We start from the raw sequence: 23,168 nt of genomic DNA, 5'->3' as shown, positions 1-23,168 counted from the left end.
GTAACGTTAATCATGAGTACCGTAATATGAAGATATTAGTGACAGGTGGTGCTGGCTTCATTGGCAGTGCTGTTATTCGATACATATTGAGTGAGACGGACTATCAGGTGGTGAACCTAGATAGCTTAACTTACGCTGGCAATCTCGATTCAATTCCTGCGACCTTGCTTTCGTCGCAGTATGCCTTTGAGTGTGTTGATATCTGTAACAAAGAACAAGTTGATCGTGTCTTTTTGCAGCATCAACCTGATATTGTCATGCATCTTGCTGCTGAATCGCATGTTGACCGCTCAATCGAAAGTCCGAACTGTTTTGTCGAAACCAATATTATTGGCACGTATAACTTACTTGAATCGGCACGGGTTTATTGGTTGTCATTAGCAGATGAAAAAAAGGCAGGTTTTCGTTTTCATCATATTTCGACCGATGAGGTATTTGGTGATTTAGCTTGTCAAGGAAGTAAAGAGAGCCAAAACGGGCTGTTTGTTGAGACTACAGCTTATGATCCCAGTTCGCCTTATTCTGCCACCAAAGCGAGTGCTGATCACTTAGTGCGTGCATGGTGTCGAACTTATGGTCTTCCGACATTAATCACTAACTGCTCGAATAATTATGGCCCTTATCATTTCCCTGAAAAACTCATTCCGCACATGATTTTAAATGCATTAAATGGGCAAGCGTTGCCCGTTTACGGTAATGGTTTGCAAGTCAGGGATTGGTTGTATGTTGATGATCATGCTCGCGCATTAGTGCTGGTGGCGACAAAAGGTCAAATTGGTGAGCGCTATAACATTGGTGGTCATAACGAGAAACGTAATATAGATGTGGTGAATAGCTTGTGCAGTGTATTAGACGATCTGGTACCCGACAAACCCGATGGCGTTGAACATTATCGTGATCTGATCCAATTTGTTCATGATAGGCCAGGGCATGATCTGAGGTATGCGATGGATGCAAGTAAAATTCAACGTGAGTTAGGCTGGCAACCAGAGGAAACATTTGCAACGGGTATTAGAAAAACGGTGCAGTGGTATTTAGATAATACAGCGTGGTGGCAGCGTGTCTTAAATGGTGATTATCAGTTAACACGTCGAGGAGAAAGCGCTAATGGGCAATAAAAAATACAAAGGTATTGTGTTAGCGGGTGGGTCTGGCACACGTTTACACCCCATTACCAAAGCTGTCTCCAAGCAGCTGTTACCTATTTACGATAAACCGATGATCTATTATCCACTTTCGGTACTGATGTTGGCGGACATTCAAGATATTTTAATCATTTCGACCCCGGCTGATCTACCTCATTTTAAGGCTTTGTTTGGGGATGGTTCCACCTTTGGGCTTAATATTGAATACGCCGAACAGCCGAGCCCTGACGGTATCGCCCAAGCATTTATCATTGCTGAAGACTTTATTGGCGCGGACAATGTCTGCCTTATTTTAGGTGATAACGTTTTCTATGGGCAACACTTCAGCGGTAAATTATTGAACGCCACCAGTAAGGATACTGGCGCGACGGTATTTGGTTATCGGGTGACAGATCCAGGCCGTTTTGGTGTTGTCGAGTTTGATAAAGAAGGTAATGTGCTAAGTATTGAAGAAAAGCCTGAGAAACCTAAGTCGAATAATGCCGTTACTGGTTTATATTTTTATGATAACAGGGTCATTAACATGGCCAAGTCTTTAACGCCTTCGGCCCGCAATGAAGTCGAGATCACAGATATTTCCAATATGTATTTAGCGTTAGGTGAATTGTACGTTGAGCGCTTTGGTCGTGGTTTTGCTTGGTTTGATACCGGCACCCATTATTCTTTATTGAAAGCCGCAATGTTTGTGCAGACGATTGAGCATAATCAAGGCTTAAAAGTGGCTTGTTTAGAAGAAATCGCCTTTTCAAAAGGTTGGATCACGCGCGGGCAATTAGAAGACCAAGCATGTCTGTTACAGAAAACAGAATATGGGCAATATCTCTACGGCTTGCTGCGCGAGGAGTTTTAGATGAAAGTGTCTAAAACCTCGATTGCTGGCGCCTTGGTTATCGAGCCTGATGTATTTGGAGATGATCGCGGTTTCTTTATGGAAACATTCCAAGCGGCTCGTTATCGCGATGTGCTTGGAGGTGAGTTTGATTTCGTACAAGATAACTATTCACGGTCGGAAAAAAATGTTTTACGAGGACTGCATTTTCAAAAAAATAAACCGCAAGGCAAGTTAGTGCGTGTTGTATTGGGGGATGTGTACGATGTTGCCGTCGATATACGCTTAGCTTCACCTACCTATGGGCAGTGTCATGGGCTGCGATTAAATGCTGAGAATAAACTGCAATTTTGGTTACCGCCGGGATTAGCCCATGGTTTTGTGGTGTTATCTGATCTTGCTGATTTTGAATATAAATGTACCAATTATTATGACAATAGCGATGAAGGCTGCCTTATTTGGAATGATCCGGCATTAAACATTGATTGGCCTTGTGATGCCCCGTTATTGTCAGATAAAGATAAAATGGGCCTTAAGTTTAACGACTTGTGTTAAGCAAGGGTGGCCTTTATGTTTCGATTATTAGTGACTGGGCAAAAAGGCCAAATAGGCCAGTCGATTAAAGACCGTATAGATCATCGAGAATGGGATGTATTACTCACCGATATAGAGACATTGGATATCACCAATGCAGCGCAAGTTGCTAGGGTATTTAAGGCGTTTAAGCCCAATGTGGTGATTAATGCGGCAGCGTATACAGAGGTGGATAAAGCAGAAAACGAGGCGGGAGCCGCGGAGTCGGTAAATGCTTACGGACCTTATTTATTGGCACTGCAATGTCATCACATAGGGGCGTTATTAATCCACTTTTCGACCGAGTATGTTTTTAACGGACGCAGTCATTACCGTTATGTCGAGACCGATACGCCAGCGCCGTTAAATGTATATGGGCGAACTAAATTACAAGGTGAGCAATATATAAAGACCTATTTGAGTCATTACATCATCATTCGCACCTCGTGGGTGTTTAGTGAATACGCGCGAAACTTTGTCACGACCATGCTTTCATTGCGCCGTGGAACAGTGCCGATCCGCATTGTGAATGATCAATTTGGTTGTCCGACTTATGCTGGGGATGTCGCCAATTTAGCGCTTGATATTGCTAAGGACCGTATGGCTGAAACAAATCGGTATCAACTTGGTGAGTATAATTTTTGTGGTGATAGTGGGGTAAGCTGGTTCGATTTTGCTTGCGCTATTTTTGAAGAATTAGATAAATACCAACCCGGTGAGCAGGGTCGCCATTTAGTCAGCGTGACAAGTGAAGAATATGCTTCAATTGCCGCACGGCCTAGAAATGGCATTTTAAACTGTCATAAAATTTCACCGATATTTAGACTTTCGGATTGGCGGCGTAAGTTACGTCATGTTATTGAAACAACGATGGCATAACTGTTTACCGCGGGGGAAAATAAATGATTAATCGAAATCTGTTAGATGCGTATAAAATAGAACATGGGAGTATCAAGGTTGCTATAGCGGGTGCTGGCTATATTAGTAAGGGGTTGATACAGCAGATAACGCTGCTGGATTTCATTGATGTGGTTTCTATTTACTCCAAAACACGTGCGCCAATTATTGCCTTGCTGAAAGATGCTAATTTACCGTTATCGATTATTGCCGACAACGTTGAAGATTTCTGTGCCAGTGATGCTGACATTGTGGTTGAGTTGACGGGTGATACTGAATTTGGTTGCGAACTCGGGCTTGCTACGTTAGCGGCCAATAAACATTTTGTGGTTAGCGCTGAAACCGATGCACTTGTTGGCCCTGTGCTTGCTGAACTTTTCCGTGAAAAAGGTCTGATTTACAGTAATATGTGGGGCGATGAACCGGGGTTGATTAAGCACCTTTATAATTATGCCGATGTGTTGGGCTTCGGGATAGTGGCCGTTGGTAAATTCAAAGGTTTTCACGATTCTTTTGCTAACCCAGATTCGGTATTACCTTGGGCTGAAAAATCAGGGCAGAAACCAACGATGATCGCATCCTTTGCGGATGGCTCTAAAATGTCGATGGAAATGACGATTGTCTCGAATGCCACCGGTTTAGTTGCTGATGTGCCAGGTATGCATTTAGCCAAAGGTACACTTGAAGATATTGTTGATTTATTGAAATTAAAAGAAGACGGCGGTATTTTGAATCAAACTGGGGTGATTGAAGTTGTTTGTGGGGTTGAACCCAGTGGTGGGGTATTTGCCGTTATTACCACGGATAAACCTGAAATATTAGATTCGCTTTCTTATTATAAAATGGGTAATGGCCCTAATTACCTGTTGTATTTACCTTACCATATGCCGGGTATTGAAGCCTTGTACGGTTTATACGTGAATGTTGTTGAGCATCAATCTGTTGTACGTCCACTGGGCGCACCGGTATCGGATGTGATCACGCGTGCCAAGCGCGACCTGAAAAAAGGCGACCAGCTTGATTGCATAGGTGGTTATGACTATTACGGCGAAATGACCAGTGCTGAATTATCTGTAGAACATAACGCATTACCTTTAGGGCTGGCGACAGGTGCTCGATTATTAGTGGATATTAACCAAGGTGAGTCGATCTCATTTCAAGATGTAGAAATTCAAGGCCACATTGATGGCCGTAAATTACGCCAACGATTTAGTGAAATGGTGCTGGAAAACCAACCGTTAGAATCGGACAATATTAAACGGGTTAATTTAGGTTAGCCGTGTCAGGTTAATCCTATTCAGCTAAATCTAAAGCGAGTCATTGTTATCTGTGACTCGCTTTTGGTTTATAAGCAGAGAATTTAGTGGGGTACGTTATAGGCTGCCATCATAAAATGGTTGTCAGTTGTCAGTTGTCAGTTGTCAGTTGTACAGTTTGACGGTTTTAGAGGTGAATAACGCTTTTATTTTTCCGTATTTATCCACTAATTGTAATAATGGTTTGGCGTATTTTGATTGGCCGAAAGGTAATTTAACCAATACGATAAATAACAATATAATCAGTTTTATTAACACGTCGGTAAAGTAAGCTAGTTTGTTGGCTAACGGCGCTTGTTGTATGCGATAACGGGTATAGGTTTCGCCTATGCGTATTGCCCGTCTTAATAGGTAGTTTATATTCAATCGGTTACTTGCCACTTCTTCACTGACATAGGCTTCATTTGAACACACTAGTTTACCGCCATGCTGATATAACCGATAAAAGAAATCCGCATCCTCACCCCCGGTTAAGCCATAGTCGGAATCGAACTTGAGTTGATATTTTTTAATGGCCGCTTGACTGACTAATGTTGAATTTGTCGCACCACTGGAGACTTCTTGGCCGTTACTTACCGCTGGGCGTTCAAATACACCAGAATCAATGATCCACTGCGGAGTATGGCTAGGGTAGGTTGATTTGACTCGGCCGAATACAGCATCGGCTTGAAAAGTTTGCGCGGTTGATAACAGTTGCGCTAACCAATCGGGATCGGCCACTTCATCATCATCGATAAATGCCACCCATTCACCCTTGGTATTATTGATGGAGCAGTTACGTGCCAAGGCAATATTCTTTGCAGTTTCTTGGCGGTAATATACCGGCATATCCATGACATTCGCTTGGCCTTTGACCAGCATTTCCGCGTAAGCGTGCTCATCATTATCAACGACGATCACTTCAAGAGTAACGTGATCTGGTAGTTGTAAGGCGGCAATACTCCTGAGGGTATCGACAACATGATCTCGTTGATATGTACACATACAAATAGATATCAGCATTTCTGTGTTCACTTATTAAATGACGGCCTTGTAATAATTGTAGTGATGCAAGGTGAGGTTCGCTACAATAGCGGTCTAATTTAGCGGCGTAGTTAAGGCACATAACCCAACCTGCTTTCGGCCGACATATTAAAGCGCTTGAAGCGGCTGTTGGTCAGCAGTTAGTTGATCGCAGTTCACAGCCTATCCTCGATCCCTTGCCTCGCCACATTCACTGTCTTCCCCCACCTTAATCGAACTGATGGATATTGCTGAAACCCGCAATCATTGACCTATAGTGTGGATATTCTATGGGTTGATTTAGCAGTTAAATCGTTGGCTAATGGTGAGTGTGACTTTTTATTCGCGTTTGATATCTTATTTTTATTTCAACCACCGTATCAAAATATATTTTTAGGCAGTGTGGCAATTTTCTCGTTTACCTTGTTAGGTGACGGTGTGCCGTTAAGTATTGCATCGGCGATGATTTATTACTTCTCAGTTGTCGCTAGCCACTAATATTGAGTACTGAATGAGTTGATAACAGTGTTATTAATTTAGAGTGATTAAAAGCCAACACAGACTTAGGGTTGTGTTGGCCTTTTTGTATTGCTCTATTAATAAGCTAAGATATCTAAGCCTTTGTGAGCGACCAAGTTGAGCAGTTTTAATGAAGTTCCTCTTGGAGATTTCCCACCTTGTTCCCAAGCGCGTACGGTAGAAGGGCTAGTATTCAAGTAAGCTGCAAATACACTTTGGCTGACGCATGCAGATTCTCTGATTGCTTTGATGTGTGCTGCGTCGTAATGTTCTATTTTAGGTAAGCATAAAACATCAAACTCACGCATAGTTTTAATGTCCATAACGTCAGCATTCGTTAAATCTTCTGCTGTTTTGTGTAGTGTATCAAGTATGCTACTCATTATTTATAACCTCTAGCAATGCACCATGAAGAAGGGCTTTATTCAATTCGCCCACCTTGTAACTGAGTAATTCTTTTGCCATTAACTTCAATGCTTTTAATTCATCTTTATTTATATTATCTTGTTCATTTTTAGCAAACCCAAACATGAAGAACGACATCTTATCAGCTTTGAAAGCTAAGAGAGTACGTAATCCGCCACTCTTACCTTGGCCGGAGATTGATATTCGTTTCTTAAAAACATGACCGCCTAAGTTTGCGTCAATCAAGCCATTCTCCATTTCTCGAATCGCTTGTGTTAGTACTACATCAGTTAGCTTTTCTTTATCAGCCCATTTTTTAAATTGTTTTGATTTGAATATGCGCATTAACACCCTGTTTATATCTTAACTATAACACTAGGTAGTATAGTGAACAAATGTAATCTGCCAGTCAGGAGGGCTGATATCGTGATCTTATTTATATTCGAGATAGCTAAAGTGTTAAGTTAACTTGTTATATTAATTACTTATAGGTACTCTTCGTTTTTTAGTTATCAATCAAACTTATTAAACTACTTCAGAATATAGACACCAATGAACCTTGAGTACAGGCAAACAAACCGATGCTGATCTGTATTGATGGTATCGCTGTTGGCAGTTATAAGATTGAAATAAACGCTGATCATATTCACTTTTGTCGCTTTTTCTTATTACCAGAACATCAAGGTCAAGGCATTGGTAGCAAGGTATTAAAGCGACTCATTACACTTGCCAAAGATCAACAATTACCCTGTAAGCTAAGTCATTTACAAGGTAATCGAGTTGGTGGTCTATATGCGCGTTTTGGCTTTGTTATTGATGACAGTGATAGCCAATTTGTTTATATGTCTCGCCAATAAACAACCCGTTTAGATTATTCCCCACAACGTTATAGATGGATTTATAAAATGATAAAAATGAATGTACTTGCCTGTCGTTTGGCGTATAGCTTGGCTATGACGTTGCCAATGGCAAGTGTGGCTTCGCCAAATAATGTGGCTAATCTGGAATCCATATTTACCAATACCGATGTACCAAGAGTATTTAGTGGTGTGGTCATTATCGCAAAAGGTAATGATATTACGTTTAGTTATACGTCTGCATCTCAGTCTGCAAGTTCAGACTCGACAGCGCTCGCGTTTACATTACAAACGCCATTTGTAACCGCATCATTAAGCAAACAAATGACAGCGGCGTTAGTCATGCGAGAAGTTGACCAAGGCCGAATCGATCTAGACGCGCCAATTACTCAGTATCTTGAACGCTTAAAAGGGAAGTGGGATGCGGTTATAACGGTTAGGCAATTGCTTAATCATTTATCTGGTATTGTGGCGATGGATAAACCACTTAAAACTGTCCCAGGTGACGTGTTTGCATATTCAAATACCGGTTATAACCTGTTAGGTGAATTAGTCGCTACGACATCAGGAAAGAATTATGAAACGTTAGCTTCTGACATGTTTGAATACTGTGGTATGGACAACACCAACCCATCAAGTAATACCCATAATGCGCTGCGTTATCATGAAAAATCACCGGGTGAGCTGGTGGCTATTACTAAGGATTTGCCTGCTCGTGCCGCGCCAAGTGCCGGAATTATCTCTACTGCCGAAGATTTAGTGGCATGGAATCAGTGTTTGCATAATAGCGAGTTAATATCAGCTAAATCACATGTACAGATGGTCACTAAAGCGGCGACTAGAAAACATCGTTGGGGTGCGTTAGGTTATGGTTTTGGTCTGCAATTATCTGACAACACAGCGGTGCAAGAATGGAGTCACAGCGGCTATGTTCTCGGTTATATTTCGACATTAAGTTATTATCCAAAATCAGATACCAGCATGATCCTACTGGAAAATATATCCTGGTATCCGAAAGACATGACACGGGTATTTTATTATCATGATCAATTGCGTAATCAGTTATTAAAGTCATTAAAGTAATTAACGGATGGTAAGAAATATTGATAATGAATACTTAAGGATAATACAAGTCTGTTTACAGTAAGCTAAGGCTGTAAATAGACTTGTTATCTATAGGAATTATTAAGTTAAACTGCGAGTTATTACTGCTTCAGCTGCTTCTAATGCGCCTTCAATATAACCGCCGTTTTCTTCTGCAGCTTCTGTGCCTGCAAAGTACCAACCTTGTTGATAAACAGGCGCTAGTGCTGATTGAATATCACGTAAACCATACTGCGGGTGGCCATTCGGTGCATTTTTATCTGCATCTGTTGCTGTCATGGTTTCTTGGCTCCAGTCGATTAACTTCACATCTATCGGTCGTGCAGCTTGTTCACCATAAATTCGTACCAGCTGTTTTACGGCCAATGCTTTAATACGTTCTGATCCTGCTGATTGACGAGTATGGGCATCGACCCCGACAAAACCAAACAATGCACCTGTACCATCAAAGGTACTGGCATCATGGATTTCTGCTAACGGACCGACTTGACTACTCGCTGAACCGGACAAACCAGTTTTACGCCAGAACGGCGTTTCGTAGATGGCAAAAAACTTCGCATGTGCAGCCATCCATGTCGCTGTCGAGGCGAATTTTTGCTGTACTTTCGTCGGCAATTCTGGTGATAACGTAATGCTGTTGGCAAGCAACCGTAACGGCATTGCAAAGATAACCTGACGCGCTTGTATGGTTTGTGCTTCACCGTCTATTTTGGCGGTAACGATAGAATAACTATCTTGTTTATCTGCATTGTGTTCGACGTGAGATACCTTAGCGTTACGAATAATACGTCCAGTGATTAGCTTAGCTTTAATACCATTAACAACTGTTTGCATGCCACCAGCCACACGCATTGATTGTGGCGAACCGGCATAACCTGATTCATAACGTAGCGGTGGTTTGTTCTCGTGCTTATCAAACAAAAATGCGCCTTTATCGTGTTGTGGGAATACCGATAAATGCAGATCATCAATCAATTGGGTAATACGAGGGTGCATGTCAGGCCAAAACCAAGAGGGCCCCATATCAAACTTGTCTTCGGTATATATTCGACCACCGAATCGCGATCGACCTTCGAGTAAAATATAGTCTTTACCCAGCTGTTCTAATAAATAAGCGGTATATAAACCGCTGAGTCCACCGCCAATAATGACAAATGCTGTTTTCATATTTTTAAGTATCCAAGTTACCTTAATAAGTGTAGGTTAGAGGCGGTAAGAGTGATGACCTGTCTTGATCCAAACAATGCAATCATCAGAAGCGGTTGTGATGTCTAACGCTGTACCAACAGGTAAACGCAGCCAATCAAATTGGCGATAAACATCCCCTTGATGACTAAATTCACCGTTTACAACAAGCAGTTCAATCCTACCGGTATTGTCTAGGATAATATGTGAGTTACGCGTCCAGCATTCTAAACGTACGACTTCTTGTTTGAAAGCGTGTAGCGCTTGGTATTGCACTGCCGCGCGGGTTTCATCTTGAGTAAAAGCTTGATCCGCGGTATTAATTTCCACATCTTGGTCGTCTTCGTCTTCGTCTTGAAATTGACCGAGTTTAACGATGATCATACAACCGTCTTTGACTATCGGCGCGTGCTCTGTACCGACCGGGTTTCGCTTATACGTGCCCACAGGATAGTCACCGTGCTCATCGGCGAATACACCTTCTAACACCAAAAATTCTTCGCGGCAATCGGTCAGCAAGTACGTTTATTAGAAGAGTGGTTAGGTGTCAGCTTGTTTATTCGTGCCACCAGCGGTGGCTGGGCAGGGAGTCGTACTAGGCCGCAGTGTATTAGTCAAAGATGATCTTGCTTGTGGACGATTAGTGAAGCCATTCCCGGTACTGAATAGCAGTACCGAATTGGCATATTATATTGTCTGGCGACCTGAACATGATGGGTTAGAAAAAGTTCAGGCCTTTAAAGGGTGGTTATTAGAAATGGCTGCCGTTATACAGGGTTACCGATGATAGCAATCAGCACCGGTTAAAGTCCGGTTGGCGTTTTTCCATAAAAGCGCTAACCGCTTCACGACATTCTGGTTGAGTGACTAAATAAGCCAAACTTTTATTTTCATATTCAACGATATCTAATAGTTGCTGTCGAGACTCTCTCATCAACATTGCTTTACTGGTGCGCATAGCGATGGGTGCCAGTTTTGCAAGTGTGATGGCCCTTTGCAATGCAGCATCATCTGGTGAGTCACATACTTCATTCGCAAACCCTAAAGTAACTGCTTCATTTGCTAGCATAGATTCGCCTGCTAATAACATGGCTCGCGCTTTACGCACGCCAATTTGTTGCGCTAATAATTCACTCGAGCCGAGTTCCGGGCATAACCCCATCGCCACAAATGGTGTTTGAAATATTGCCGTTGGCGATAAATAGAGGAAATCGACAAACTGTAACATGGTGGTGCCGATCCCCATTGCAGAACCATTAACTGCAGCAACAATAGGTTTATCACAGTTGATTAATGCGCGCATAAAGCGGGCACCATATTGATCCGCTTGGCCTTGCGACATGGCTTGAAAATCTTGCATATCATTGCCAGCACAAAAAATATCGACCGTTCCCTTAATCATCACAACATGAATGGCATCATCCTGTTGTGCCGTTTCTAATCCTTGCGCGAGTAATAAATACATGGCCTGATTTAAAGCATTACGTGCCTTAGGGCGATTTATTGTTAGCGTTAAAATATTATCCTGCACAACTGAAGTAATGAAATCTTCCATGTTATAAACCTTAAGTTTGAGTTGGGTATTTTTATAATGCCCATTAAGTTTTAACTCTAACATAACTTAAATTGCTGGATAATAGCATTATTGATATGTGTTTTTTCTAACCGTGATGATGATTAAGTCTGTGAACTCAAGCATAAATTATGGTGTGGATTTACACCTTAGATCACAAATTTATCTAGTAATAATATTATTTAATCTCTATATGGAGTGAGTGCAGTCGATTTATAGTGTGGGTTATAAATTAACTATCTGGTTTTTTATGCCTGCTAATTACCTTCCTTATCTTCACTTATAGGCATAACCGAACTATGGTTTGTCCATGCGTATGTATTTTGGTGTATGAATTCTAGGTTAACGAGCAATGTGATTTTTGAATAGCGACAGTTTTCAAGGCGGTAGCTACTATGTTAAGACACTATTATGTATCTGATGATCTTGATGAACTAGAGATTGTTGAAAGGGAGCTCGAAGCAGAAGGATTTACCGAACCCCAAATTCATGTATTAAGTCTTGATGATTGCCACGTTGAGCAGCACCATTTACATGAAGTTGAATCTTTGCTTAAACAAAATGTTATTCGGGGGGGCGAAATAGGCGCTGGCGTTGGCGTCATTGTGGCTATGTTGGCGTTAGGGTTACCCTATATGATGGGGTGGACTGATGGCGCGGCAGGTTGGTTACCCTTCATTTTTTTGTCTGTGCTGAGTTTTGGTTTTTGTATTTGGGAAGGGGGCTTTATTGGTTTCCAGAAGCCGAATGTACACTTTGTTCGTTTTCAAGAATTACTGATAAAAGGCAAACACATTTTATTTGTCGATGTGGATCCGGTACAAGAGCATAATTTTGGCATGATAATGAAGTCGCACCCCAATGTCGAACCTATTTGTTGTGGGTCAGGATCACCGCATTGGGTCGTTAGCTGTCAGGATGCCTATAATCGCGTGGTGAAGGGAGCGCCTTAAACCAGTGCTTTTATTATCGGTCGAAGCAATTCAACGTTTTTAAACTAAGCTTAGTTAATTGTACTAGCTTCATATCCTTGCTTGGTTTTATGTTTTGTAAAACTGACAGTTTTCGATGGTTAAATAACGGTTAAATTATGGTCATTGCGGTAGTAATTCTGTTACTGGTTATTAGCTCCTTGCTGTTTCATTTTTTAAGTCCATGGTGGTTTACGCCTATCGCCTCAAATTGGACTGCGATCGATCAAACTATCAATATTACCTTCTGGGTCACGGGTACCGTATTTGTTGCCGTGAACCTATTTCTCGCTTACGTGGTGTATCGGTACCGTTACAACAAAAATAGAAAAGCAGAATATGATCCTGAAAACCGCAAATTAGAAGGTTGGTTAACAGTATTAACCTCGATTGGTATTATCGCCATGCTAACACCCGGGTTGTTTGTTTGGGCTGACTTTGTCGATGTGCCTGCAGATGCTAGTGAGGTTGAAGTGGTTGGTCAGCAATGGCATTGGAGTTTTCGCTTACCCGGTGACGATGGCCAACTGGGTCGTACGGCCATTGCGTTAATTAATCAGAATAATCCGTTTGGTATCGATCCCGACGATCCACATGGCCAAGATGATGTATTGATCAATAGTAATGTATTACACCTGCCTATCGAACGTCCGATTAAAGTGTTGTTACGATCTAAAGACGTGTTACACAATTTCACCGTCCCTCAATTCAGAGTTAAAATGGACTTGGTGCCAGGCACGCAAACTTACCTCTGGTTTACACCTACTTTACTTGGTCGTTACGAGATCCTATGCCTTGAGTTATGTGGTATTGCCCACTATACAATGCGTGGACACGTTGTTGTCGAATCTGAAGATGATTATCAAATATGGCTTAATCAACAGCCCACATTTAAGCAAAGCCTTGCGCGTATTAGTCGTGATATTACCGCGGGTCAACAAAGCTATACCGCATGTATCGCCTGTCATGGCGTTAATGGTGAAGGGAATAAAGTCATCGGTGCGCCAGTATTAGCGGGTCAGGAAAGTGATTACCTTAATCGACAGTTACATTATTTCCGAAATAACATTCGCGGAGGCAGTGATGATGATATTTATGGCCGTCAAATGTTACCGTTTGCCGCGATGTTAGCGGACGATGCTGCGGTGGCCAATATCAGTCTTTACCTTCATTCATTGCCAGCTGTGACGGTTACCCAGTCAACTGAACGTCGCGGTAATGTGTCAGTTGGACGAAATATTTATAAAAATTGTGCCGTTTGTCATGGTCAGTCTGCGCAAGGACATTATGCCCAAAAAGCACCTAAGTTAGCGGGACAATATACCGGTTACCTCAAACGTCAATTAAAGAACTATCAACAAGGTATTCGCGGTAAACACCCACAAGATATGTATGGTCCTCAGATGATCCTGATGTCTAAATTACTGCAAGACGATCACGCTATCGACGATGTGCTCGCGTATATCGCTACATTGCAGCCAGTTCAATAGGGCTTGTTTTCATAAGATTTGTTCAATAAGGTTTGGTAGGAGGTTTGAGTGAAAGAAATACAGCCTATAGCAGACGATCACCAACCATCGGGATTTTTTGCTAAGTATGTGTGGAGTCTGGATCATAAAGTGATTGCTATTCAGTATTCGATCACGGCTATTTTTGTGGGTCTGATCGCCTTAGTATTATCTGCGCTAATGCGCTTACAACTCGGCTTTCCAGATCATTTCTCTTTTATTGACCCAAGCTCTTATCTGCAATATGTCACGATGCACGGCATTATTATGGTGATCTATTTACTCACCGCTTTATTACTCGGTGGCTTTGGTAATTACCTTATTCCATTGATGATTGGCGCGCGGGACATGGTATTCCCTTATCTTAACATGTTGAGTTTTTGGACTTATTTAGTTTCGGTTATCGTGCTGATATCCAGTTTTTTTGTTACCGGTGGGCCGACAGGTGCAGGGTGGACCTTGTATCCACCTCAGGCTATTTTGCAAGGTACGCCGGGGGCTGATAACGGTATCTTGTTGATGTTGTTATCGCTGGCTATTTTTATTGTCGCTTTTACCATGGGCGGACTTAATTACGTGACCACTATATTGCAAGCGCGTACTCGTGGCATGACCTTGATGAGAATGCCGCTGACATTGTGGGGGATCTTCATTGCTACGATCTTAGGGCTATTAGCGTTTCCGGCGTTGCTGGTCAGCGCGATCATGATGTTGTTTGATAAATTACTGGGTACCAGCTTCTTTATGCCGGCGATCTTATCCTTAGGTGAAAACCTAGACTACACCGGCGGCAGTCCCATCTTATTTCAACATCTATTTTGGTTTTTTGGTCATCCCGAGGTATACATTGTCGCCTTGCCCGCATTCGGCATGGTATCGGATGTGATCGCGACGCATGCTCGTAAAAATATCTTTGGTTATCGGATGATGGTCTGGGCGATCGTGGCGATTGGTGGGTTGAGTTTTGTGGTGTGGGCACATCATATGTATGTCAGTGGGATGAATCCATATTTTGGTTTCTTCTTTGCGACCACCACCTTGATCATAGCGGTACCGACTGCACTAAAAGTCTATAATTGGCTGCTAACACTGTGGCGTGGCAACATCCATTTTACGGTGCCAATGTTATTCGCCATTGGTTTTATCTTTACCTTTACCCACGGTGGTCTAACGGGCTTGTTCTTGGGTAATGTGGTGGTTGATTTACCGTTGTCGGATACGTTCTTTGTGGTCGCCCATTTTCATATGGTGATGGGGGTTTCGCCGATTATGGTGTTGTTTGCGGCGATCTATCATTGGTTCCCGTTGGTGACGGGGCGCATGCTGCATACGGGACTGGGTAAATTACATTTCTGGGTTACTTTTCTTGGGACTTATGCGATTTATTTACCGATGCACTATCTTGGTTTTCTTGGTGTGCCGCGTCGTTATTTTGCGCTGGGTGATACCGATTTCATTCCCGATTCAACGCAAACACTCAACGCTGGTATTACGGTTGCGACCTTGATTGTGGGGGTGGCTCAGCTGATCTTTATTTTCAATCTGATTTGGAGTATACGTCACGGTAAAGTATCCGTTGCTAATCCTTGGCAAGCGACGTCGTTGGAATGGCAGACACCGCAATGCCCACCGGTACATGGTAATTGGGGGGATAACGTGCCTGTCGTTTACCGTTGGGCTTATGATTACAGTGTGCCTGGGCACAAAACAGACTTTACCCCACAAAATAAAACGGATGCAGAGTGTTTATTAACAGATAAGGGAGGGCGGTGATAATGAACATTATTCGCCAATTACTCAGTAAGCCTTGGTTGTCAGACGATGCTGATATGACCGAATCGTATAATCAGACACAGTGCTTAAGCGTGATTCAGATTCAATCAACTAAAACCGCGCTGGTGTTCTTTTTGATGGTGGTGACGGTTGTCTTTTTGTTGATTTCAATCACCTTCTTATCACGCTCACAATATCCCGATTTTACGGCGTTAGCGGGCCCGCCTTGGCTGCCCTTTAGCAATCCCGTTACCCTTTGGGTAAATAGCGCGTTTTTATTACTCGCGTCCATTTCTATCCGCTTTGCCGCGACATCTAAGCCGATTAACGAGCGCGTGACACATACTCGTATGGTGTTGACGTTATGTCTGACTGGATTATTTAGCTGTTTGTTTTTAATCGGGCAATTATTGGTGTGGAAACAGCTTACTGCGTCAGGTTTCGCCGTAAATGGTAACCCTGCCAACAGTTATTTTTATTTGTTTACAGGTATTCATGGATTACATTTGGCAGGTGGTTTTATTGCATTAATACGGGTTGTGGTTACCTTTGTTCGACATGCTGATAGTGAACGATTGACTGCCAATTTACACTTATGTGTTTGGTATTGGCATTATTTGTTTATTGTGTGGATGCTGTTGTTTGCATTGTTAACGGCAACACCAGACACTTACAAAACGATTGCATTGCTTTGTGGTTTTTAGGAGACGTTCATGAATAATAACAGCCACAATGATGATGACAAGAAAGGCTGGCAAAGTGCCGTAGCAGATTGGTCTAATGATCGCACCGTGTTTGATATGCCTTGGCCTAAGTTTATGATGTGGATATTTTTACTCAGTGATACTTTTATTTTTGGTATTTTTTTAACCACTTATATGAGCGTGCGAATGAGTGCTGTGGATGCTTGGCCGAATACGAGTGACGTATTTGCGTTAACGATAGCAGGTGAGCACGTACCTTTAGTGTTAATTGCTATTATGACCTTCATACTTATTACCAGTAGTGGCACGATGGCATTGGCGGTTAACTTTGCCTATCAAGGCGATAAACGTAAAGCCAGTGTACTGATATTTATCACGGCGTTATTCGGTATTTCCTTTGTCGGTATGCAAGCGTTTGAGTGGAGTAAGTTGATCTTTGAAGAAGGGGTTCGGCCGTGGAGTAATCCATTTGGCGCTGTACAATTTGGCGCTACCTTTTTTATGATCACTGGGTTTCATGGTTTGCATGTCAGTGTTGGGGTTATTTATCTGTTAGTGGTCGCCAAGCGTGTACATGCGGGCGATTATGAAAAAAAAGGTTATCACATGGTCGAAATAGCTGGGCTATATTGGCATTTTGTTGATTTGGTCTGGGTATTCATTTTTGCTTTTTTCTATCTTTGGTGAGGTGTGATCATGAAGTCCACACAAACACATAAAGTGGGTCAAGTGCATCCCATTAGCCTTTATCTTAAGGCATGGTTATTGCTGTTTATCTTAAGCGCTTGTTCTTACATGGTCGATTACATGCAGGTTCAAGGTTATTTACGCTGGGCACTTATCTTGATGTTCATGCTCATGAAAGCTGGGCTTATTTTAGCCGTGTTCATGCATCTGAATTGGGAGCGGTTTGCAGTGAAGCTATTGTTATTCATTCCTCCCATTGCGATATTGATATTCATTACCTTAATGAATATAGAAGCCAGCTATGTATTTATAAATAGGCTTTTATAAAGAGGTGTTCATAAACAGGGTTTTATGAATCGGTGTTTACAATCAAATGTGGTTAATGGAGTATCCTTAATTGGCCTTAAAAAAAACTGCTAATAAATTTTTATATACCGGCGTAGGCTTAAGCCTCATATTCGTTTTTTTTATTGCGCTAAGGATCTTGTTTGCTTTATATCAATCGCAACCCGTAGCGAAAGTTAATGGTGTCGCCTTGAGTGAGGCCATGCCAATTGCGGACTTTGTATTACAAGATCAGCATGGCCAGCCTTTTACTCAAGCTGACTTGTTAGGGAAGTGGCATATCGTCGCTGCGGGTTATACGCACTGCGCCGACATTTGTCCCATGACGTTATTAGCACTGAGTCAATTTCAGCGTTATCTAGCACAAAGCGAATTTGAGAATGATGTCGATATTATTTTTTATACCGTTGATCCTCGGCGGGATACAACTCAAGTCTTGACTGACTATCTGGCATTTTTTGCCCCCGAGATAATAGGGCTAAGGCAAATTGAGGGGCTTACTTATTTAGGTTTTGTAAATAGCTTAAACATTATTGCTATTTATGAGTATGCAGCTACTAATGATAATTATAGCGTTAGCCACAGTGTCGCTTTTATGGTGATTAACCCGAAAGGGCAATTACAAGCCATACTCAAACCTGAAACCAATCATTTTGGTGAAGTAACATTATCATCGAAACTCTTGTTTGAAGACTTCAAACAAATACGGCAGTATTATGATGATGCTAAAGGGAGTTGACCTATCTGCACAAACTCGAGTTAAATATTGATTTTTATGTTTATTTTACTCATCGCTTTAACCTTGTTTTAACATCGATTCTACATAAATGTAAACTACCCATAAAGTATTAATAATTTGTGTTGTAACTCTTGTGTTATTAAGGTTTCTTGTTGTATGGTTAGCTTAAACATACAACAAGAAGGTAAAGCAATGAGTAAATTAAAAGGTATTCAAATCACTAAAGCTGACGATCAGCGTTTAAATAATTCAATTTGGCTCATTGATGAAAGTGCAGAAAAAGCAAGATGTATTGGTACTGTGGATGATTTCATCGCGCAAGATGCAGTTGTTAGTTTAGCTGAGCTAGGTAACTTTGAGTCACGTGACGTTGCTATTGAAGAGCCTACTAAAATAGAAGGTGGTCAACATCTAAACGTGAACGTATTAACACGTGAAACGCTAGAAGATGCGATTAAAAATCCGAGTGCTTACCCACAGCTAACAATTCGAGTATCGGGTTACGCTGTGCGTTTTAACTCATTAACATCAGAACAGCAACAAGACGTTATCACGCGTACATTCGCTAAAACAATGTAAGCTAGCCTCTTAAGTCTTTATTGACTGATTTATTCAAGCCTCAGTATCTACTGGGGTTTTTTACTTTCTATTACCTAATCGTTGTGTATGTGGTGTTTAGATACATCCATCGGAAGATCATTATTGGTTAGCTAATACTTTGTATTGCGAATTCATGAGCGATATCGGTACAAATACCGTCAACGCCCCAGTTGAATAACTGATTCGCACGCGCGTGATCGTTGACTGTCCACACGTTAACTTTAAAACCGGCAGTTTTAAATTTATGAACCATTTCTTGTGTTAAACCTTTGTCTTCCGGGTGGATGTAGTCAGCGTTACACGAATCTAGAATTGAGTTCCAATCATTCCATAAGTGGTGGCTTTCAAATAAACAAGCGACTTGAGTTTCAGGGCTACGACGTTTGAATTCGGTTAGTGCAAGGTGGTTGAAACTTGAGACGATTAATTCACGCTCAGGGTCTAGGTTTTTCAGCCCAACGATTAAGTTATCAATAAGGGTATAAGTTAACTCTGGGCTGGCTGCACATGATTTTATTTCGATATTCATGTTTAGCTCAAGCCGATTTGCTAAGGTAATTAACTGTTCAAGAGTGGGTAGTTTTTCACCAATGAATTGGTCTGCAAACCAGCTGCCGGCATCGATATTAGCGATATCGTCGTGGCTGATGTTATATAACTGACCACTCTTGTCGGTACAACGATCTAAGGTATCGTCATGGGAAACAATGATCGTACCGTCTCTTAAAATATCAATGTCACACTCGAACCACTGAATATTATGTGCTTTACATAAAGAGAATGCGGCTAATGTATTTTCTGGCGCTAGGGATGACATCCCACGATGAGCAATCAATCTTTTTGTTGTTAACATTTTGAAACTACATGGTAGCGAGATAATAGATGTGATTATAGAAACGAAATATGACACTAATACTACCATCGCAATTCGAAATTTAAATAAAGGTTTAACTTTGCTTTGCGCTGTTCTTTGGTTTGCGAACTCGCGTTATTTTTAGTATCGGTTGTCACTGTTTGCCGGGATATTTGACCGCCAAACGTTTGCATCGTCGTGACTCACTGATCGAATGGCTTAATTACATAAATGTTAATACACTTTACTTACCGTATCATCACAATGTCTAGCCTATAGAGTGTTATCGCGCATGAAGTTAATTGTCGCCTGTAGTTGTTTAATTATCTCTTTTATGGCGTTGTCTGAAGAGGTACCGTCAGTGAAAAGTGAGTTACCAAGGGCTGACGTTCTACAAAATCAGGTCAATACTATGATGCAAGGCACGGCTTCTTGGTTAGATGCTATTGGTAGTAATGACAGTGATGATAATAGCAATGACAGGGCTTCTGCTAAGGGTTATTTACAATTATCTTGGTTACCTCGCACCGCAGATTTAGATGATGTTGATGTCAATTTTAAAGTTTCTTTGCATTTACCCCAATGGAATGAAAGGTTTGCTTTGGTGATTGATAATGACGACGATGAAGATGAACACTTGTTAGATTATGAATCTAATCATATCCAAGACAATCAAGACGGTGTCAATGTTGCTTTTCAATACATCAAGCAGTTTAATCAAAAATGGCAGGTTAAAAATAGAGTCGGATTCAGTCGTAGTCAGGTCTATCTTCGCAGTGAAGTACAGTTTAACTGGCGAGTTCAACAGGTTGATTTAAGTTTGCAACCTCGCTTGGACTATTTTTTACAAGACGGTTGGGAGCCAAGTATAAAAACGGTTGCAGCCTACCAGCTTGAAAAAAGCTATCTGTCTTTATCCGCAAGTTGGCAGAAAATTCAGACAGAATCAAATACACGGCGAAAAATTGGTTTTTATCACATCAAATCGACGGGAAAAAATCAACTGCTCGTCAGCGGCGTTCAATACAATAGAAGTAATAATTCAGAAGATATTTCGAATGAAAATTACTTCATTTCAATTCGTTATCGGAATCTCATCTATAAGTCATGGATGTACTGTGAGGTAGAACCATTTGTTGAATTTAATCAAGCCAATAACTTCAGAACAGAAGTTGGCGGTGTCTTTCGCTTAATTAGTTATTACGGCCGTTAATTATCACGTGAGTTATTGCGCACAGTCATATGCTTGGGCAAAAAAGGTCACCGATGTATTAAAATCCAAGCTATATTGAATGTGGACCGCGTTAGCGCCCATTGCATTCGCTTGGTTTTTTAAATCATTAATACTGCCAAGTGTGAGGTCTTTGTTGGAAACAAATAAATAGCTGTACCAAGTGCCTTCAGAGCCAACGAGTTCATTGATGAATTGGCATTGTTCAATATGCTCGAATGCATCGTAAATTTTAACGATTTTTGTTTTATCGTCGAGCTGCTGGATATCGAATAGGCTACAAGCCGAAAGTGTTAAACAAGTAACAAAAATGAATATAACTTTTAGATTATTTAATATCATACTGACTGACCGTGGCTAATTTGTTCGTATGATGCAAGTGTGGCATCATTTTAAGATAACCCTAGTATTTAATTCTTGATTTAACTCTGTATTGTACGACTTCAATCAGTCTTATTTCTTTGTAGCAACAGGGATCATGATATGAATATAGGGTGTTCCTTTCCACATCACATAGGGTCCCCCATTACGTGGATCTGTCGGTAGTGAATCGAGTAGGGTTTTATCGGGGGTTATGATCATTAAATGCGGGCCTTCTTTGATCCATTGATTGTCACTTTTTTTTCCTTTAGCGTAAGGGTCGATATTACTTGCCCCTTCGTCACCAGCGAGCATATACGAGATACCCATGGCTTTAGCTTGGAATGGTTTTTTGTTCATCCATGCGTCAGCCCATGCCCGCCAAGGACCATCTAAACACATCGGGGCTTTACCTTTTAGGTGAGGCGGCGTAGGAAAACAGGTGTAGTTATTCGAGCCTTGTTTTAATACCTTGTGGTCCCAATCCAGTACGGTTACTTTACTTCGCAAGGTGATAGGCGCAGCACTCAAGGCATCTTTGAGTAACTTTTGGGATTTACTGTCGTCATATGCTGTAGTTGTAAAACTACTGCAAAGTAATATGGAACCTAAAATATAGGATGTAACGCTCATTACACTATCCTTTTATTGATCAAGTTTAGGAATGTTATACCAGAGTATAGTTCAATATAACTTTGCGTTTCATTTCGTTTCGATTACCAAAATAGGGTCTGTGTACTTTGTTAAGAATACCCTAGCTAAGTTGCATTGGCATGCCAGATAAAGGAGGGCGCCATATAGTATTTGGCCCGGTAATGATTAATTACATTGATCTAAATCAGTTTTACTGGTCGCTATATCGCCTTTCTGTTACCATCGCGCCTTAATCTACAGCTCTGGATTTACGTTCCAGTTAGCTCAATGGGGAATAACCAAATGTCAGCACCAATCACTACCAATAATACTGCTCAGATTACCGTTTGTGCATTATATAAATTCGTACGTTTAGAAAATTTCGAAGTGTTACGCGCGCCTTTATTAGCAAAAATGGAAAGCCAAGATGTTCGCGGTACGCTGTTATTAGCGGCTGAGGGTATTAACGGTACAATTGCAGGGCCACAAGCAGGTATTGATGCTGTATTAAGCTTTTTATCTCAAGACCCAAGTCTGGGCGAAATCTCTTTCAAAGAATCTTATAACGATGAGAATCCGTTCTTACGTACTAAGGTTAAGTTGAAAAAAGAGATCGTAACTATGGGTGTTGAAGGTATTGATCCGAACCAAGTGGTTGGCACGTATGTAAAACCGAAAGATTGGAATGCACTTATTTCTGATCCTGACGTGATTTTGATTGATACGCGTAACGATTATGAAATTGAGATCGGTACATTCCAAAACGCAGTAAATCCAAATACTACCACTTTCCGTGAATTCCCTGAGTATGTTAAAAACAACTTAGATAAAAATAAGCACAAGAAAGTAGCTATGTATTGTACCGGTGGTATTCGTTGTGAAAAATCTACTGCGTATTTAAAAGAGCAAGGTTTTGACGAAGTTTATCATTTAGAAGGCGGTATTCTTAAGTATCTTGAAGAAGTGCCAAAAGAAGAAACAATGTGGGAAGGTGAGTGCTTTGTATTCGATGCGCGTGTTTCCGTAAATCACGATCTAGAACAAGGCGAATGTGACCAATGTTTCGCTTGTCGTTATCCGTTAACGCAAGACGAAATGCAAAGTGAACATTACGTGAAAGGCCTTAGTTGTCACCGTTGCCACGATCAAGTATCTGATACACAGCGTAGCCGTTTTGCAGAACGTGAACGTCAAATGGAATTAGCTGAGCAACGTGGTGAGTCACATATCGGTGGTGGAATTAAACACATTATCGATGAACGTCGTGCAGAAAAAGCCAAGAAGAAAGCAGAGCAAAACGCGAAGTAATACGTTAAGTTTAGACATGCTTTAAACAAAAAACCGCTGAGCTAGGTTACT

29 protein-coding genes are annotated in these 23,168 nt (G+C 41.4%); 20 read left to right on the top strand and 9 right to left on the bottom strand.

Going from position 1 to position 23,168, the window contains the following annotated elements:
- Positions 1–26: 26 nt before the first annotated feature.
- The 5 genes from rfbB to MORIYA_RS05670 are packed head-to-tail and all read left to right on the top strand — an operon-like array spanning position 27 to position 4,721.
- Positions 27–1,118, top strand: a complete 1,092-nt coding sequence (rfbB, locus tag MORIYA_RS05690; protein WP_112718468.1) for a dTDP-glucose 4,6-dehydratase — start codon at positions 27–29, stop codon at positions 1,116–1,118.
- A complete protein-coding gene (rfbA, locus tag MORIYA_RS05685) occupies positions 1,108–1,995 on the top strand; it encodes a glucose-1-phosphate thymidylyltransferase RfbA (RefSeq protein WP_112713433.1) in 888 nt (295 codons plus the stop codon). Before rfbB ends, rfbA begins: the two co-directional genes overlap by 11 nt.
- Complete coding sequence (rfbC, locus tag MORIYA_RS05680; protein WP_112713431.1) at positions 1,996–2,529, top strand: dTDP-4-dehydrorhamnose 3,5-epimerase; 534 nt, start codon at positions 1,996–1,998, stop codon at positions 2,527–2,529.
- A gap of 15 nt (positions 2,530–2,544) precedes the next feature.
- Positions 2,545–3,426, top strand: a complete 882-nt coding sequence (gene rfbD, locus MORIYA_RS05675; RefSeq protein WP_112713429.1) for a dTDP-4-dehydrorhamnose reductase — start codon at positions 2,545–2,547, stop codon at positions 3,424–3,426.
- A gap of 23 nt (positions 3,427–3,449) precedes the next feature.
- Positions 3,450–4,721: an NAD(P)H-dependent oxidoreductase gene (locus MORIYA_RS05670; protein WP_112713427.1), complete on the top strand. Its 1,272-nt coding sequence runs from the start codon at positions 3,450–3,452 to the stop codon at positions 4,719–4,721.
- Positions 4,722–4,865: 144 nt separating this feature from the next.
- On the opposite strand, the gene MORIYA_RS05665 is transcribed toward MORIYA_RS05670, so the two are convergent.
- Positions 4,866–5,762, bottom strand: coding sequence for a glycosyltransferase family 2 protein (locus MORIYA_RS05665; RefSeq protein ID WP_232011525.1), 897 nt, complete (start codon positions 5,760–5,762; stop codon positions 4,866–4,868).
- Between the two features lie 101 nt (positions 5,763–5,863).
- Here MORIYA_RS05665 and MORIYA_RS21745 point away from each other — a divergent pair, with 101 nt between their 5' ends.
- Positions 5,864–5,995: a helix-turn-helix domain-containing protein gene (locus tag MORIYA_RS21745; RefSeq protein WP_408632089.1), complete on the top strand. Its 132-nt coding sequence runs from the start codon at positions 5,864–5,866 to the stop codon at positions 5,993–5,995.
- Between the two features lie 46 nt (positions 5,996–6,041).
- Positions 6,042–6,260, top strand: a complete 219-nt coding sequence (locus MORIYA_RS21250; protein ID WP_232011524.1) for a hypothetical protein — start codon at positions 6,042–6,044, stop codon at positions 6,258–6,260.
- A 98-nt stretch (positions 6,261–6,358) separates the two neighbouring features.
- Here MORIYA_RS21250 and MORIYA_RS05655 read toward each other — a convergent pair whose 3' ends face one another.
- Positions 6,359–6,664, bottom strand: coding sequence for a helix-turn-helix domain-containing protein (locus MORIYA_RS05655; RefSeq protein ID WP_408632078.1), 306 nt, complete (start codon positions 6,662–6,664; stop codon positions 6,359–6,361).
- Positions 6,657–7,031 carry a type II toxin-antitoxin system RelE/ParE family toxin gene (locus MORIYA_RS05650; RefSeq protein WP_112713423.1) on the bottom strand — a complete coding sequence of 125 codons (375 nt, stop codon included), beginning with the start codon at positions 7,029–7,031 and terminating at the stop codon, positions 6,657–6,659. Before MORIYA_RS05650 ends, MORIYA_RS05655 begins: the two co-directional genes overlap by 8 nt.
- A 236-nt stretch (positions 7,032–7,267) precedes the next feature.
- On the opposite strand from MORIYA_RS05650, the gene MORIYA_RS05645 reads away from it, so the two are divergent.
- On the top strand, positions 7,268–7,543 hold the full coding sequence (locus MORIYA_RS05645) for a GNAT family N-acetyltransferase (protein ID WP_232011523.1): 276 nt from the start codon (positions 7,268–7,270) through the stop codon (positions 7,541–7,543).
- 48 nt (positions 7,544–7,591) lie between these two features.
- A complete protein-coding gene (locus MORIYA_RS05640) occupies positions 7,592–8,626 on the top strand; it encodes a serine hydrolase domain-containing protein (protein ID WP_112713421.1) in 1,035 nt (344 codons plus the stop codon).
- Positions 8,627–8,728: 102 nt separating this feature from the next.
- Here MORIYA_RS05640 and MORIYA_RS05635 read toward each other — a convergent pair whose 3' ends face one another.
- Together MORIYA_RS05635 and MORIYA_RS05630 are read right to left on the bottom strand one after the other, a co-directional pair.
- Positions 8,729–9,814, bottom strand: a complete 1,086-nt coding sequence (locus MORIYA_RS05635; protein ID WP_112713419.1) for a flavin monoamine oxidase family protein — start codon at positions 9,812–9,814, stop codon at positions 8,729–8,731.
- Between the two features lie 36 nt (positions 9,815–9,850).
- Entirely contained in the window at positions 9,851–10,321 is a 471-nt protein-coding gene (locus tag MORIYA_RS05630) for a cupin domain-containing protein (protein WP_232011522.1), read from the bottom strand.
- A 55-nt stretch (positions 10,322–10,376) separates the two neighbouring features.
- Here MORIYA_RS05630 and MORIYA_RS05625 point away from each other — a divergent pair, with 55 nt between their 5' ends.
- On the top strand, positions 10,377–10,619 hold the full coding sequence (locus MORIYA_RS05625) for a LysR substrate-binding domain-containing protein (RefSeq protein WP_232011521.1): 243 nt from the start codon (positions 10,377–10,379) through the stop codon (positions 10,617–10,619).
- A 6-nt stretch (positions 10,620–10,625) separates the two neighbouring features.
- Here MORIYA_RS05625 and MORIYA_RS05620 read toward each other — a convergent pair whose 3' ends face one another.
- Positions 10,626–11,387 (bottom strand): enoyl-CoA hydratase/isomerase family protein, encoded by a 762-nt coding sequence (locus MORIYA_RS05620; protein WP_112713417.1) that lies wholly within the window; start codon positions 11,385–11,387, stop codon positions 10,626–10,628.
- Positions 11,388–11,800: 413 nt separating this feature from the next.
- Here MORIYA_RS05620 and MORIYA_RS05615 point away from each other — a divergent pair, with 413 nt between their 5' ends.
- From MORIYA_RS05615 to grcA, 8 genes are all read left to right on the top strand, one after another.
- Entirely contained in the window at positions 11,801–12,358 is a 558-nt protein-coding gene (locus tag MORIYA_RS05615; RefSeq protein ID WP_112713415.1) for an NAD/FAD-utilizing enzyme, read from the top strand.
- A 137-nt stretch (positions 12,359–12,495) separates the two neighbouring features.
- Complete coding sequence (locus MORIYA_RS05610) at positions 12,496–13,866, top strand: c-type cytochrome (RefSeq protein ID WP_112713413.1); 1,371 nt, start codon at positions 12,496–12,498, stop codon at positions 13,864–13,866.
- Between the two features lie 48 nt (positions 13,867–13,914).
- Entirely contained in the window at positions 13,915–15,657 is a 1,743-nt protein-coding gene (locus MORIYA_RS05605; RefSeq protein WP_112713411.1) for a cytochrome c oxidase subunit I, read from the top strand.
- Positions 15,658–15,659: 2 nt separating this feature from the next.
- On the top strand, positions 15,660–16,361 hold the full coding sequence (locus MORIYA_RS05600; protein ID WP_112713409.1) for a cytochrome c oxidase subunit 3: 702 nt from the start codon (positions 15,660–15,662) through the stop codon (positions 16,359–16,361).
- 9 nt (positions 16,362–16,370) lie between these two features.
- Positions 16,371–17,048, top strand: coding sequence for a heme-copper oxidase subunit III family protein (locus MORIYA_RS05595; protein ID WP_112713407.1), 678 nt, complete (start codon positions 16,371–16,373; stop codon positions 17,046–17,048).
- 9 nt (positions 17,049–17,057) lie between these two features.
- A complete protein-coding gene (locus MORIYA_RS05590) occupies positions 17,058–17,375 on the top strand; it encodes a cytochrome C oxidase subunit IV family protein (RefSeq protein ID WP_112713405.1) in 318 nt (105 codons plus the stop codon).
- A 70-nt stretch (positions 17,376–17,445) separates the two neighbouring features.
- Positions 17,446–18,132 (top strand): SCO family protein, encoded by a 687-nt coding sequence (locus MORIYA_RS05585; RefSeq protein WP_112713403.1) that lies wholly within the window; start codon positions 17,446–17,448, stop codon positions 18,130–18,132.
- A 156-nt stretch (positions 18,133–18,288) separates the two neighbouring features.
- The gene (grcA, locus tag MORIYA_RS05580; RefSeq protein WP_112713401.1) at positions 18,289–18,711 is read left to right on the top strand and encodes an autonomous glycyl radical cofactor GrcA; all 423 of its coding nucleotides are present in this window, start codon (positions 18,289–18,291) and stop codon (positions 18,709–18,711) included.
- Positions 18,712–18,838: 127 nt separating this feature from the next.
- Here grcA and MORIYA_RS05575 read toward each other — a convergent pair whose 3' ends face one another.
- A complete protein-coding gene (locus MORIYA_RS05575; protein WP_112713399.1) occupies positions 18,839–19,585 on the bottom strand; it encodes a glycerophosphoryl diester phosphodiesterase in 747 nt (248 codons plus the stop codon).
- 292 nt (positions 19,586–19,877) lie between these two features.
- On the opposite strand from MORIYA_RS05575, the gene MORIYA_RS05570 reads away from it, so the two are divergent.
- Positions 19,878–20,798, top strand: a complete 921-nt coding sequence (locus MORIYA_RS05570) for a hypothetical protein (RefSeq protein ID WP_112713397.1) — start codon at positions 19,878–19,880, stop codon at positions 20,796–20,798.
- 12 nt (positions 20,799–20,810) lie between these two features.
- On the opposite strand, the gene MORIYA_RS05565 is transcribed toward MORIYA_RS05570, so the two are convergent.
- Positions 20,811–21,158, bottom strand: a complete 348-nt coding sequence (locus MORIYA_RS05565; protein WP_112713395.1) for a DUF4156 domain-containing protein — start codon at positions 21,156–21,158, stop codon at positions 20,811–20,813.
- A gap of 111 nt (positions 21,159–21,269) precedes the next feature.
- Positions 21,270–21,809: a hypothetical protein gene (locus tag MORIYA_RS05560; RefSeq protein ID WP_112713393.1), complete on the bottom strand. Its 540-nt coding sequence runs from the start codon at positions 21,807–21,809 to the stop codon at positions 21,270–21,272.
- A gap of 303 nt (positions 21,810–22,112) precedes the next feature.
- Between MORIYA_RS05560 and trhO the strand changes: the two genes are divergently transcribed.
- Positions 22,113–23,117 carry an oxygen-dependent tRNA uridine(34) hydroxylase TrhO gene (trhO, locus tag MORIYA_RS05555; protein ID WP_112713391.1) on the top strand — a complete coding sequence of 335 codons (1,005 nt, stop codon included), beginning with the start codon at positions 22,113–22,115 and terminating at the stop codon, positions 23,115–23,117.
- Positions 23,118–23,168: the final 51 nt, after the last annotated feature.

The organism is Moritella yayanosii (assembly GCF_900465055.1).
GTDB classification, from domain to species: Bacteria; Pseudomonadota; Gammaproteobacteria; order Enterobacterales; family Moritellaceae; genus Moritella; species Moritella yayanosii.
Note: the sequence above shows the minus strand (reverse complement) of the source record. Positions and strands in the feature narration are given on the sequence as shown.

What these genes read in the sequence shown, in the direction of transcription:
- rfbB (WP_112718468.1), top strand. Translation starts at nt 27, where the DNA reads ATGAAGATATTAGTGACAGGTGGTGCTGGCTTCATTGGCAGTGCTGTT.
- rfbA (WP_112713433.1), top strand. Translation starts at nt 1,108, where the DNA reads ATGGGCAATAAAAAATACAAAGGTATTGTGTTAGCGGGTGGGTCTGGC.
- rfbC (WP_112713431.1), top strand. Translation starts at nt 1,996, where the DNA reads ATGAAAGTGTCTAAAACCTCGATTGCTGGCGCCTTGGTTATCGAGCCT.
- rfbD (WP_112713429.1), top strand. Translation starts at nt 2,545, where the DNA reads ATGTTTCGATTATTAGTGACTGGGCAAAAAGGCCAAATAGGCCAGTCG.
- MORIYA_RS05670 (WP_112713427.1), top strand. Translation starts at nt 3,450, where the DNA reads ATGATTAATCGAAATCTGTTAGATGCGTATAAAATAGAACATGGGAGT.
- MORIYA_RS05665 (WP_232011525.1), bottom strand. Translation starts at nt 5,762, where the DNA reads ATGCTGATATCTATTTGTATGTGTACATATCAACGAGATCATGTTGTC.
- MORIYA_RS05655 (WP_408632078.1), bottom strand. Translation starts at nt 6,664, where the DNA reads ATGAGTAGCATACTTGATACACTACACAAAACAGCAGAAGATTTAACG.
- MORIYA_RS05650 (WP_112713423.1), bottom strand. Translation starts at nt 7,031, where the DNA reads ATGCGCATATTCAAATCAAAACAATTTAAAAAATGGGCTGATAAAGAA.
- MORIYA_RS05645 (WP_232011523.1), top strand. Translation starts at nt 7,268, where the DNA reads ATGCTGATCTGTATTGATGGTATCGCTGTTGGCAGTTATAAGATTGAA.
- MORIYA_RS05640 (WP_112713421.1), top strand. Translation starts at nt 7,592, where the DNA reads ATGATAAAAATGAATGTACTTGCCTGTCGTTTGGCGTATAGCTTGGCT.
- MORIYA_RS05635 (WP_112713419.1), bottom strand. Translation starts at nt 9,814, where the DNA reads ATGAAAACAGCATTTGTCATTATTGGCGGTGGACTCAGCGGTTTATAT.
- MORIYA_RS05620 (WP_112713417.1), bottom strand. Translation starts at nt 11,387, where the DNA reads ATGGAAGATTTCATTACTTCAGTTGTGCAGGATAATATTTTAACGCTA.
- MORIYA_RS05615 (WP_112713415.1), top strand. Translation starts at nt 11,801, where the DNA reads ATGTTAAGACACTATTATGTATCTGATGATCTTGATGAACTAGAGATT.
- MORIYA_RS05610 (WP_112713413.1), top strand. Translation starts at nt 12,496, where the DNA reads ATGGTCATTGCGGTAGTAATTCTGTTACTGGTTATTAGCTCCTTGCTG.
- MORIYA_RS05600 (WP_112713409.1), top strand. Translation starts at nt 15,660, where the DNA reads ATGAACATTATTCGCCAATTACTCAGTAAGCCTTGGTTGTCAGACGAT.
- MORIYA_RS05595 (WP_112713407.1), top strand. Translation starts at nt 16,371, where the DNA reads ATGAATAATAACAGCCACAATGATGATGACAAGAAAGGCTGGCAAAGT.
- MORIYA_RS05590 (WP_112713405.1), top strand. Translation starts at nt 17,058, where the DNA reads ATGAAGTCCACACAAACACATAAAGTGGGTCAAGTGCATCCCATTAGC.
- grcA (WP_112713401.1), top strand. Translation starts at nt 18,289, where the DNA reads ATGGTTAGCTTAAACATACAACAAGAAGGTAAAGCAATGAGTAAATTA.
- MORIYA_RS05575 (WP_112713399.1), bottom strand. Translation starts at nt 19,585, where the DNA reads ATGTTAACAACAAAAAGATTGATTGCTCATCGTGGGATGTCATCCCTA.
- MORIYA_RS05570 (WP_112713397.1), top strand. Translation starts at nt 19,878, where the DNA reads ATGAAGTTAATTGTCGCCTGTAGTTGTTTAATTATCTCTTTTATGGCG.
- MORIYA_RS05565 (WP_112713395.1), bottom strand. Translation starts at nt 21,158, where the DNA reads ATGATATTAAATAATCTAAAAGTTATATTCATTTTTGTTACTTGTTTA.
- MORIYA_RS05560 (WP_112713393.1), bottom strand. Translation starts at nt 21,809, where the DNA reads ATGAGCGTTACATCCTATATTTTAGGTTCCATATTACTTTGCAGTAGT.
- trhO (WP_112713391.1), top strand. Translation starts at nt 22,113, where the DNA reads ATGTCAGCACCAATCACTACCAATAATACTGCTCAGATTACCGTTTGT.